Source organism: Nocardioides sp. GY 10127, from assembly GCF_004919085.1.
Lineage (GTDB): Bacteria > Actinomycetota > Actinomycetes > Propionibacteriales > Nocardioidaceae > Nocardioides.
Genome location: NZ_STGL01000001.1, coordinates 1 through 10,840, shown reverse-complemented (window position 1 = coordinate 10,840; position 10,840 = coordinate 1). Strand labels below are relative to the sequence as shown.

Here is a 10,840-nt window from a genome sequence, read left to right as displayed (position 1 = left end):
CGGCGGGTCAGTCCTGCTCGACCACCACGGCGTCGTCGTCCTTGCGACGCAGCGTGGACTCGTCCATCTCCAGACGCGTCTCGCGCTGGCGGGCGATGGCCGCGCCGACGAGGCCCTTGAACAGGGGGTGCGGGCGGGTCGGGCGCGACTTGAGCTCCGGGTGCGCCTGCGTGGCCACGTAGTAGGGGTGGACGTCCTTGGGCAGCTCGACGAACTCGACGAGGGTGCCGTCGGGCGACGTGCCGGAGATGACCAGGCCCGCGGCCTCGAGGCGGTCGCGGTAGGCGTTGTTGACCTCGTAGCGGTGACGGTGCCGCTCGTCGACGAGCTTCTCGCCGTAGGTGGCGCGGACGACCGAGCCCTCCTTCAGCGCGGCCGGGTAGCGGCCCAGGCGCATGGTGCCGCCGAGGTCGCCGGCGCCCTCGACGAACGCCTTCTGCTCGTCCATGGTCGCGATGACGGGCTCGGTGGTCTCGGGGTCGAACTCGGTCGAGCCGGCCGACTCCAGGCCCAGCATGCTGCGGGAGTACTCGATGACCATGCACTGCAGGCCCAGGCACAGGCCGAGGGTCGGGATGCCGTGCGTGCGGGCGTAGGTGAGGGCGCCGAGCTTGCCCTCGAGGCCGCGGATGCCGAAGCCGCCGGGCACGCACACGGCGTCCACGTCAGCGAGCTGCTTGGCCGCGCCCGCGGGCGTGGCGCACTCGTCGGACGGGATCCACTCGATGTTGACCTTCGCCTCGTGGGCGAAGCCGCCGGCGCGCAGCGCCTCGGCCACGGAGAGGTAGGCGTCGGGCAGGTCGATGTACTTGCCGACCAGCGCGACGGTCACCTCCTCCTTGGGGTGGTGGACGCGGCGGAGCAGGTCGTCCCACAGCGTCCAGTCGACGTCGCGGAACGGCAGGTCGAGGCGGCGCACGACGTAGGCGTCGAGGCCCTCGCGGTGCAGCACCTTCGGGATGTCGTAGATGGACGGCGCGTCGGCGGCGGTGACCACGGCCTCGACGTCCACGTCGCACATGAGCGCGATCTTGGCCTTGATGCCCTCGGGGAGCTCGCGGTCGGCCCGGCAGACGATGGCGTCGGGCTGGATGCCGACCTGGCGCAGCGCGGCGACCGAGTGCTGCGTCGGCTTGGTCTTCAGCTCCTTGGAGGGGCCGATGTAGGGCACCAGCGAGACGTGGATGAAGAACACGTTGTCGCGGCCGAGGGTCTGACGGACCTGGCGGGCGGCCTCGAGGAACGGCAGCGACTCGATGTCGCCGACCGTGCCACCGATCTCGGTGATCACCACGTCGACGTCCGGGCCGTGCATCGCGAGGATGCGCTCGGAGATCTCGTTGGTGATGTGCGGGATGACCTGCACGGTCTCGCCGAGGTAGTCGCCGCGGCGCTCCTTGGCGATGACGTTGGAGTACACCTGGCCGGTGGTCACGTTCGCGTTGCCCGACAGGTCGGTGTCGAGGAAGCGCTCGTAGTGACCGATGTCCAGGTCGGTCTCCGCGCCGTCCTCGGTCACGAAGACCTCGCCGTGCTGGAACGGGTTCATCGTCCCGGGGTCGACGTTCAGGTACGGGTCGAGCTTCTGCATCGTGACCCGCAGGCCGCGCGAGCGCAGCAGACGGCCGAGGCTGGAGGCGGTGAGCCCCTTGCCGAGCGAGGAGGCGACGCCCCCGCTGACGAACACGTGCTTGGTCGGGGCTGAGTTCCTCACGGGCCTCGATCCTAAGCCCCGTGGGGTCTGTTCGCGGAACCCGCCGCGCCACTCACCCTCTCGTGTCGGGTGCGCCACGGTCGTGGGACGCCTGTTGCGCGCCCCGCGGGGAGGGGTCGGGCGTCAGTCCAGCGGGACGGCGGTGCCCGCGACCGGGCCGTAGTCGCCACCCTGCCCGCCGGAGGCGGTCGTGAGCGCCAGCAGCGCGGTCACCTGTCCCGCGGTGCGCTGCACGCTGTCGACGGTCGGGACGGCGTCCGCCACCGAGGACTCGCGCAGCCCGGCGAGGGTGCCGTCGGTGGCCGAGGCGGTGGAGCCGGCCACCACGACGCCGCCGGCCATCGCGGAGACGCCGGAGACGATCGCGGCGAGGACGTCGGCGTCGGTGTCGTCACCCAGGACGACGAGCACCAGCCCGGCGCGGGCCGCCGAGGCCTTGCTGGACGTCGCGAGGTCCGCCCCGGACAGGCTGGCCCGGATCGTGCGGGTGTCGGTGTCGGCGGCGGTGCCCTGCGCGGACGTGGTGGCGATCGCGAGTCCGAGGAGCTGACCGATGCGCACGTAGCTGGAGGCGTTCTTGTCGACCGTGCCCGCGTCGAGCTGGGTCACCAGCTGGGTGCCCAGCGTGTCGACCAGCGAGGTCGAGCTGCCGCCCACCAGGGTGTCCAGGAGGTCGTAGCGGGCCGTCACCGAGCCGCCTCGGTCGGAGATCTCGGACGTGAGCGCGCTGACCGTGTCCTCGTCCACGCCGGGCGTGGTGACGATCGCGACGGTGCTCCCATCGAGGCGGTTGCCCAGCAGTCTCGCCTCGGAGGCCTCGGCCATCGTGTCCGCGTACGTCGCCGCGGCCTCGTCACGCTCGCTGGCCGCCGTCGACGTGGCGCTGCTGCTGCCGGCGTCGTCGGCCGGCTCCGAGAGCGGACCGCCGCCGAGCACGACCCCCACGGCGAGGGCGAGGAACACGGCCACGAGGGAGACCACGTGGTGGCGGTAGGTGATCACAGGGGTGCTGCCTTCCGGGGTGGAGCTGGTGGGGGTGTGCTGCGGCGGGGCGGGCGGGCGCCGGCCGGGGCGAGCTGGCGTCAGCCGGTCAGGGAGGCGACCCAGGACGACACCGCGTCCCAGCCGTCGACCAGCCAGTCCCAGGCCGTGACGGCCCACGACTGCCACTCGGCGCTCCAGCCCGCGCCCGTGGGCGTGGTGGAGACGGCCGCGACGAGGGCGAGGAGCCCGGCGACCATGACGACGAGCAGGTGCCAGGGCCGCACCCGTCCGGAGTACAGGCGCGGTACCGCCTCGGCGTCGACCAGGCGGGGTCCGAGCTTGAGGCGCGTGAGGTAGGTGCTGGAGAGACCGCCGCGCTGACGGTCCAGGAAGTCCTCCAGCGTGGCGTGGACGCCGACCCCCACGACGAGGGCGGCCTCCCCCGCGTCCGCGAGGAGGAGGGCGGCGTCCTCGGCCTGGGCGCTGGTCTCGACACGGCTGGAGCGGCGGCCCATCCGCTGCTCGAAGTCGGTCGGCTCGCCCGGGCCTCGGACGAGGACGACCACCTGCTTGGCGTCGTCGAGGACGGCGGAGGGCGGAGGGTCCTCCCCGTCGCGCAGGTCGACCACGATGACGGCCGGCTTGATCCCGGCTCCTCGCAGGGCCACCGCGGCGGCTCCGACGGCGATGACGACCGGCTCCTGCTCGCGCAGGTAGTCGCGGACGCGGGCGAGCTCGTCGGCCAGGGACGGCCCGTCCACGACGACGGCCACGGTCCGCCTGCGCACCGGCACCGCCAGCGGCGGGAGCCCGCGGCCGTGCAGCAGCAGGTCCTCCTCGCGGCGCAGGAACTCCGCGGCGTTGTGGGTGAGGGTCTCGAGCTGGGCCGCGAGCCCGGACCGGGCCTCCTGCGTCTCCTCGTCCAGCATCGCGGAGGTGACGACGCGCCCGGTGAGCTCGTGCGCCTCGCCGACGTGGACGACGCCGTCCAGCAGCCGCAGCGGCGAGCCGTCGCGGACGACCGCGAGGAGCTCGTCGCCCAGCCGGTCGATCACCGTGACCCCGGCGTCCACCAGGATGCGCGGCCCCTGGCTGGGGTACCTGCCGGACATCATCGGCGCGGCGTTGAGGACGGCGAGCGCACCCGCGCGCACCAGTCCCTCCGCCGTGGCCCGGTCGAGGTCCGTGTGGTCGACGACCACCACGTCCCCCGGCTGGAGCCTGCCGAGGAGGTCGCCGGCGCGACGCTCCACCCGGGCCTGACCGCGCAGGCCCGGCAGTGCTTGCTGACGTCGACGTGCCGAGATCCTCATGACCGCCCCACTGTCGCAAACGGACCCACGGCTGCCCGGGAGGCGGCCGCGCGTGTCCTGAGCCTGTGGGCCGGTCGACACCCGCCGGGGACGTGACCGCACGCCGCCGGCGGGCCGGGCCAGGGCAGCGCCAGGGCAGCGTCAGGCGCCCGCGCGCTCGGCGCGCGCGACCTCCAGCAGCTCGCGGGCGTGGGCCAGGGCGGTGTCGGAGCCCTCGAGCCCCGCCATCATCCGCGACAGCTCCTCCTCGCGCGCGTCCTCGGACAGCAGCGTGAGGCCGGAGCTCGTCACCGAGCCGTCGTGGGCCTTGCGGACGACGACGTGCCGGTCCGCGAACGCGGCGACCTGCGGCAGGTGGGTGACGACGAGGACCTGGGCCTCGCGGGCCAGGGCGGCCAGGCGCTTGCCGATCTCGACGGCAGCCGCACCGCCGACGCCGGCGTCCACCTCGTCGAAGACGAAGGTCGGGACGGGGTTGGTGCCGGCCAGAGCCACCTCGAGCCCGAGCATGACGCGGGAGAGCTCGCCCCCGGAGGCGCCCTTGCCCAGCGGCCGCGGTTCGCTGCCGGTGTTGGCGGCCAGCAGCAGCTCGACCTCGTCGAGGCCGGAGCGGGCGAACCGGAACCAGGCGTCCCCCACGCGCAGCGGGGCCCCGGCGGCCTCGGGGTCGGCCGGTGCGGCGGCCTCGTGCCGCGTGACGGCGACGGTGAGCCGGGCGTGCGGCATGGCGAGCCCGCCGAGCTCGGCGGTCACCGCCTTGCCCAGGCGCGTGCCGGCGGACTCGCGGGCCGCGGTGAGCGCCGCCCCGGTCTCGGCGAGGGCCTCGCGCCGCCGGGCCCGCTCGGCGCGCAGCGCCTCGATGCGCTCGTCGGTGCCGTCGAGCTCCAGGAGCCGCTGGGCGCTCCGGCGGGACCACTCGAGCACCTCCTCGACGGTCTCCCCGTACTTGCGGGTGAGGGCGGTCAGGGCGGCGCGACGCTCGGAGACCCCGGCCAGCCGCGCGGGGTCGGTCTCGACCCCGGAGGCGTAGGAGGCGACGTCCGCGGCGACGTCGCCGAGCAGGTAGGACACCTCCGCGACCCGGTCGGCCAGGGCCGCCGCCTCGGGGTCGTGCTCCCGCACGCCCTCCAGGCTCGTGCGCGCGGCGGCCACCGCGCCCAGGGCGTCCGGGCGGCCCTCCTCGCTGGAGAGCGCCTCGCGCGCCGACTCGGCCGCGGTGCGCAGCGTGTCGGCGAAGCCGAGCCGCGTCTCGTCCGCGGCCAGCTGCTCGTCCTCCCCCGGCTGCGGGTCCACGGCCTCGATCTCGTCGAGCCCGAAGCGCAGCAGGTCGGCCTCGCGGGCGCGCTCGCGCGCGGCCTCGACCAGCTCGACGAGCTCCTCCTCGGTGGCCCGCAGCGCGTCGAAGTCCTCTGCCCACCGCGCCGCCAGGCGGGCGACCTTGGGCCCGCCGAAGCGGTCCAGGGCCTCGCGCTGCGCGCGGGGGCGCAGGAGGCGGTGCTGGTCGGACTGCCCGTGAACCGCCACCAGCGGCTCCGTGAGCTCGCCCAGGGTGGACGCCGGGACAGCCGCGCCGCCGACGAACGCCCGCGAACGGCCCTCGGCGGAGATGTTGCGGGCGAGCACGACCTGGCCGTCCTCGACCTCGCCGCCCGCGTCCTCGACGCCCCGGGCGAACGACGCGGCCCCCGCCCCGAGGCCGTCCACCCGGACGAGCCCCTCGACCCGGGCCCGGGACGCGCCGGAACGGACCGCGCCGGAGTCGCCGCGGGCACCGAGCAGCAGCCCGAGCGCGGTCACCACCATCGTCTTGCCCGCACCCGTCTCACCGGTGAGCACCGTGAGACCGGGGCCCAGCTCGAGGGTGGAGGAGTCGATGACGCCCAGGTCGGCGATGCGGATCTCCTCGATCACCTAGCGCTCCCCTCGCTGCAGTCGTTCCGCGCGGCCCCGCCAGCCCTCCACGGGCAGGCCGAACTTGGCCACGAGTCGGTCGGTGAACGGCGCCTCGTGCAGCCGCGCGAGCCGGACCGGGCTCGGGCCGCGGCGCACCTCGATGCGGGCACCCGGCGGCAGCTCGATCGCCCGACGCCCGTCTGCCCACAGGACGCCGGCGGACTGAGCACCCGGGAGCACCTCGACGGCCAGCACGGACTCCGGCGAGACCACGAGCGGCCGGGCGAAGAGCGCGTGCGCGCTGATCGGGACCATGAGCAGCGCGTCGACGTCGGGCCACACGACGGGGCCGCCCGCGCTGAAGTTGTAGGCGGTGGAACCGGTCGGCGTCGCGCACACGACCCCGTCGCAGCCCCAGCGGGACAGGGGGCGCCCGTCGACCTCGGCGACGACCTCGAGCATCCGCTCGCGGGCGGCCTTCTCCACGGACGCCTCGTTGAGGGCGAACGTGGACCGGACGAGCGTCCCGTCCTGGTAGACGCGGACGTCGAGGGTCATCCGGTCCTCGACCGCGTACGCGCGGTCGACCACCGCCTGGAGCGTCGCGGCGACGTGGTCGTGCTCGGCCTCGGCCAGGAAGCCGACGTGCCCGAGGTTCACGCCGAGGATCGGGGTGCCCGTCGGCAGGGCGATCTCGGCCGCCCGCAGGATCGTGCCGTCGCCGCCGATGACGAGTGCGAGCTCGCAGCCCTCGCCGGCGCGCGACGCGTCCGCGGCCACCTCGACCAGCGGCGCGGCCGAGCCGGGCTCGAGCCCCATGTCCGCGGCCTCGGAGGCCGGCACCCGTACGCGGAGGCCCTGGCCGGTGAGGCCGGCCATCACCTCGCGCGCGACCTCGCAGGCCGCCTCGCGACCGGTGTGCGTGAGGAGCAGGACGCGTCGGTCCTCCAGGGGGTGCTCGGTCACGACTCCACCCTCTCATCCTCGGCTGCCCAGGGGTCCTCCCCCCGGACGAGCCTGTGGACGGCGTCCTCGTCGACCGCGCCGGCGTCCCTGCGCAGCCAGAGGAAGAACTCGACGTTGCCGGACGGCCCCGGCAGCGGGCTCGTGGTCGCGCCGACGGTGCCCCACCCGCGCGACGCTGCGGCCGCGGCGACCGTGAGCACGGCCTCCGCGCGCAGGTCGGGGTCGCGCACGACCCCGCCCTTGCCGACCCTGTCCTTGCCGACCTCGAACTGCGGCTTCACCATGAGCGCGAGGTCGCCCTCGGGCCGGGTGACGGAGACCAGCGCGTCGAGCACGAGCGTGAGGGAGATGAAGGAGAGGTCCCCCACGACGAGGTCGACGGGTCCGCCGATCAGCTCGGTGGTGAGCTCGCGGATGTTCGTCCGGTCGTGGACGTGCACGCGCTCGTCCTGCTGGAGCTGCCAGGCCAGCTGCCCGTAGCCCACGTCCACGGCCACGACCTCGGCGGCGCCGGCGCGCAGGAGGACGTCGGTGAAGCCCCCGGTCGAGGCACCGGCGTCCAGGCAGCGTCGGCCCTGGGCCGTGAGTCCGCCCGAGGCGAAGGCCCTGAGCGCACCGGCCAGCTTGTGGCCGCCGCGGGAGACGTAGTCGGGTCGGTCCTCGTCCTCGCGGACGACGATGGCGACGTCGGTGGTGATGGCCGTGGCCGGCTTGGTGGCGCGCACGCCCTGCACGGTGACGCGGCCCGCGGCAATCAGCTCGCTGGCGTGCTCGCGGGACCGCGCGAGCCGGCGCCGGACGAGCTCGGCGTCGAGCCGGAGACGACGAGGAGGCACGCGATCAGCCCTCCGTCGCCGCGGTGACGTCGGGACGCGGCCCCGTCCACACCGGCGCGTCGGGGTCGGCGTCGAGGGCGCGTCGCAGTCGGCTGTGCGCCGACTCGAAGACCCCCACGTGGTCCGCGACGTCGGGCAGCTCACCGGTCTCGGGGTCCAGGCGCCCCAGTGCGGAGACGTCGACGAGCACGGCGTCGACCGACGCGACGCCCGTGACCGGGGCCTCCGGGAGGTCGACCGCGTCCGGGGCCTGCTCCGGGGGCGTGCTGCTCATGGACGGGAGACTATCCGTCACGACCGACAGGGCCTCAGTCCGCCTCGGGAGGGTTCAGGCCGTCGATGCCCACGGGCTCGCCCGTCGCGTCCAGGTGCCGCCACGCCACCGACAGCACCGCGCGCCACCAGGCCTGGGCGTCGCCCGAGCCGTCGACCAGGACGCGGGGACCGTTCTCCTCGTCGAGGGACGCGGTCCAGCCGCCGCACGTCGCGGAGCCACCGTCCACGGACACCTCCGGGTGCTCGACGAGCAGCCCGCGGAGGTCCGGCGAGACGTAGCTGGGTCGGTGCTCGGGCGCGGTCCCCACGAGCTCCTCCAGGCCGGAGACCCCCGTGAGCACGAGGAGCGTCGGCACGCCCACGGCGATCCCGCCCTCGATGTCGGTGTCGATGCGGTCGCCGACCATGAGGGGACGTTCGCCGCCCACGCGTCGGATGGTCTCCTCCAGCAGCGGCGGCGCCGGCTTCCCGCCGACGACCGGCTCGACGCCGGTGAAGCGCCGCATCATCTCCACCAGGACGCCGTGGCCGGGAGCGACCCCGTACGGGGTCGGGATCGTCATGTCGGTGTTCGTGGCGACCCAGAACAGGCCGTCCCGGACGCGGACGGACCCCCGCATCAGGTCCTTCCACGGCAGGTCGGGCGCATAGCCCGTCACCAGCGCCTCTGCCTCGTCGTCCGGCCCGACTGCCACCAGACCCTCGGCGTCCAGCGCCTCCAGCAGGCCCGTGGTCCCGAGCGCCACGACCCGAGCCCCTGCGCCCAGACGGTCCCGGAGCACCCGGGCGGCCGCCTGGGAGGACGTCACGACGTCGTCCACCCGCGCCGGGACCCCGATGTCGGTGAGGTGGTCGGCCACCGTGCTCGGCGGGCGCGAGGCGTTGTTCGTGACGAACGCGACCCGCATCCCGGTCTCCCGCGCCGAGGCCACCGACTCGGGGGCGTGCTCGACCGCGTGCCCGCCCACGTAGATGACGCCGTCCAGGTCGAACATGGCGAGGTCGTGCTCCTCGCAGAGGGGACGCGAGGTGCTCGCGAGCATGGGGGTCCTTTCGGTGGACGGGGGTGTCAGCAGGTCTCGGGACTCACGCGGCCAGGACCGTTCGCCGACGTCACGTGCCGCACGGCGCAACGATCGCCGGCCGGAGGCGGTGACACTGCTCGCCGCGAGCCTACGATGGACGGATGCAGGACCGGACTACCCCCTCGGGGACGGCCACCACGGCCGAGCCGACCCCGGCGGTCCGCGGCGACGGACGCGGGAACCGCGTGCCCGGTGTGGCCGGTCCCCTGCGCCTCGACCCCTTCGTCGCCACGCGGATGGCCGTGGCCCACGTCGCGGACCCGGCCGCGGCCCGAGCCTTCGCCCGCCCGTACCGACGGGTGGCCGAGCGCCTCGCCCAGTGGCAGCGCCGCGGTCACCTCGTCCGCGACGACCAGCCCGCCCTCTGGCTCCACGAGTACGGCACCCCCGACCTGCTGGTGCGCGGGCTCATCGGTGTGCTGCCCCTGGACGACCTCACGGACGTCCCCACCGACGCCAGTGTCGTCCCCCACGAGGGGGTCGAGCCCGACCAGGTGGGTGAGCTGGCGGCACGCATGCGCGAGACGGGGGTCCAACCCGCACCGATCCTCCTGGTCCATCGTGGTACGCCCGAGCTCAGAGCGCTGCTGTCCCACGTGCGAGAGGCCGAACCGATCACCGACGGCCTGGACCGTGCCGGCCAGACCCACCGCCTGTGGCGCGTCCCGCAGGATCTGACCCGCCCCGTCCAGGAACAGCTCGCCCTCGGTCGTGCGCTCCTCGCCGACGGCCACCACCGCTACGCGGCCTACCTCGAGGAGGCCCGGCACACCGAGCCACGGACCACCTCCGGACTCGCCATGCTCATCGACCAGGACGACACCCCCCTGGCACTCGGCCCCATCCACCGGTTCGCCGCCGGACTCAGCCTGGGCGCCCTGCAACGCGCGGCCGACGGTCTCGGCTACCCCACCCACCGGCACGACGGGACCTGGCTGGCCCGGCTCGGGCCGGAGACCATCGTCGCCACCGACGGCACCGACACGCTCACCATCGTGACCACGCCTCGACGCGCCGAGACCACGCAGCACCGTGAGGAGGCGCTGCTCCCCCTCCAGGTCCTGCACCACCGCCTCCTGCCGCAGCTGGTCGAGGACGTCCTCGACCTCACGCACCACCACGCGGCAGGCCCCGCCCTCCAGCAGGCCCAGGACGAGAGCGGCGTCGCCTTCCTCCTGGCGCCCCTCACCCTCGAGCGGGTGCTCGCCATGAGCGAGGGAGCCGCCCCGCTCCCGGAGAAGTCCACGTCCTTCCAGCCGAAGCCGAACCCGAGCATCCTCATGCGCCAGCTCTGACCAACGGCCGCCGACGACTCACCTTGGACGCGGCTGGAAAACGACGCGAAGAAGGAACGCAAAAATGCAGGGCGCCTGCTGAGGAGCACTCGTTGGTGCTTCTACTCAGCAGGCGTCCTGCTTGGGGTATGTCCGGCGGCGTCCTACTCTCCCACAGCCTCGCGGTTGCAGTACCATCGGCGCTGAGAGGCTTAACTTCCGGGTTCGGGATGGGACCGGGTGTTTCCCTCTCGCTATGGCCGCCGTAACTCTATCGATCAACACCCCACCCCTTGTTCGGGCCCTGTCGGGGCCCCTGGGGTGGTGTTGACCAGGCCATATCTGTCCACGCCCGCACAGCAGTCGCTGTACAGACGTGGAGTGTGTCTGGTTGTTCAATCAGTGGACGCGAACACGCTCAACCACAACCTGTCTTGGTTGTTTGTTTGTGTGTGCAGTGTAGGAGTGTGGTGACAAGCCCTCGGCCTATTAGTACCGG

The 10,840-nt window shown here is 74.0% G+C and carries 9 protein-coding genes and 1 rRNA gene; 1 reads left to right on the top strand and 9 read right to left on the bottom strand.

Annotation, left to right across the window (positions count from 1 at the left end; genetic code table 11):
* Positions 1 to 7 precede the first annotated feature (7 nt).
* From E8D37_RS00045 to E8D37_RS00015, 8 genes are all read right to left on the bottom strand, one after another.
* A complete protein-coding gene (locus E8D37_RS00045) occupies positions 8 to 1,714 on the bottom strand; it encodes a CTP synthase (RefSeq protein ID WP_136567726.1) in 1,707 nt (568 codons plus the stop codon).
* A gap of 123 nt (positions 1,715 to 1,837) precedes the next feature.
* Complete coding sequence (locus E8D37_RS00040) at positions 1,838 to 2,716, bottom strand: copper transporter (RefSeq protein ID WP_168929550.1); 879 nt, start codon at positions 2,714 to 2,716, stop codon at positions 1,838 to 1,840.
* 80 nt (positions 2,717 to 2,796) lie between these two features.
* On the bottom strand, positions 2,797 to 4,011 hold the full coding sequence (gene steA / locus E8D37_RS19655; RefSeq protein WP_168929549.1) for a putative cytokinetic ring protein SteA: 1,215 nt from the start codon (positions 4,009 to 4,011) through the stop codon (positions 2,797 to 2,799).
* A gap of 141 nt (positions 4,012 to 4,152) precedes the next feature.
* On the bottom strand, positions 4,153 to 5,922 hold the full coding sequence (recN, locus tag E8D37_RS00035) for a DNA repair protein RecN (protein WP_136567725.1): 1,770 nt from the start codon (positions 5,920 to 5,922) through the stop codon (positions 4,153 to 4,155).
* Positions 5,923 to 6,870 carry an NAD kinase gene (locus tag E8D37_RS00030; RefSeq protein WP_136567724.1) on the bottom strand — a complete coding sequence of 316 codons (948 nt, stop codon included), beginning with the start codon at positions 6,868 to 6,870 and terminating at the stop codon, positions 5,923 to 5,925.
* Positions 6,867 to 7,706, bottom strand: coding sequence for a TlyA family RNA methyltransferase (locus tag E8D37_RS00025; RefSeq protein ID WP_136567723.1), 840 nt, complete (start codon positions 7,704 to 7,706; stop codon positions 6,867 to 6,869). Before E8D37_RS00025 ends, E8D37_RS00030 begins: the two co-directional genes overlap by 4 nt.
* 4 nt (positions 7,707 to 7,710) lie before the next feature.
* Positions 7,711 to 7,980 carry a hypothetical protein gene (locus E8D37_RS00020; protein ID WP_136567722.1) on the bottom strand — a complete coding sequence of 90 codons (270 nt, stop codon included), beginning with the start codon at positions 7,978 to 7,980 and terminating at the stop codon, positions 7,711 to 7,713.
* Positions 7,981 to 8,014: 34 nt separating this feature from the next.
* The gene (locus tag E8D37_RS00015) at positions 8,015 to 9,025 is read right to left on the bottom strand and encodes an HAD hydrolase-like protein (RefSeq protein ID WP_240770088.1); all 1,011 of its coding nucleotides are present in this window, start codon (positions 9,023 to 9,025) and stop codon (positions 8,015 to 8,017) included.
* Positions 9,026 to 9,168: 143 nt separating this feature from the next.
* On the opposite strand from E8D37_RS00015, the gene E8D37_RS00010 reads away from it, so the two are divergent.
* Complete coding sequence (locus E8D37_RS00010) at positions 9,169 to 10,362, top strand: DUF1015 family protein (RefSeq protein ID WP_136567721.1); 1,194 nt, start codon at positions 9,169 to 9,171, stop codon at positions 10,360 to 10,362.
* A 130-nt stretch (positions 10,363 to 10,492) separates the two neighbouring features.
* Here the strand turns inward: E8D37_RS00010 and rrf are convergent.
* Positions 10,493 to 10,609, bottom strand: a 5S ribosomal RNA gene (rrf, locus tag E8D37_RS00005).
* Positions 10,610 to 10,840 lie beyond the last annotated feature (231 nt).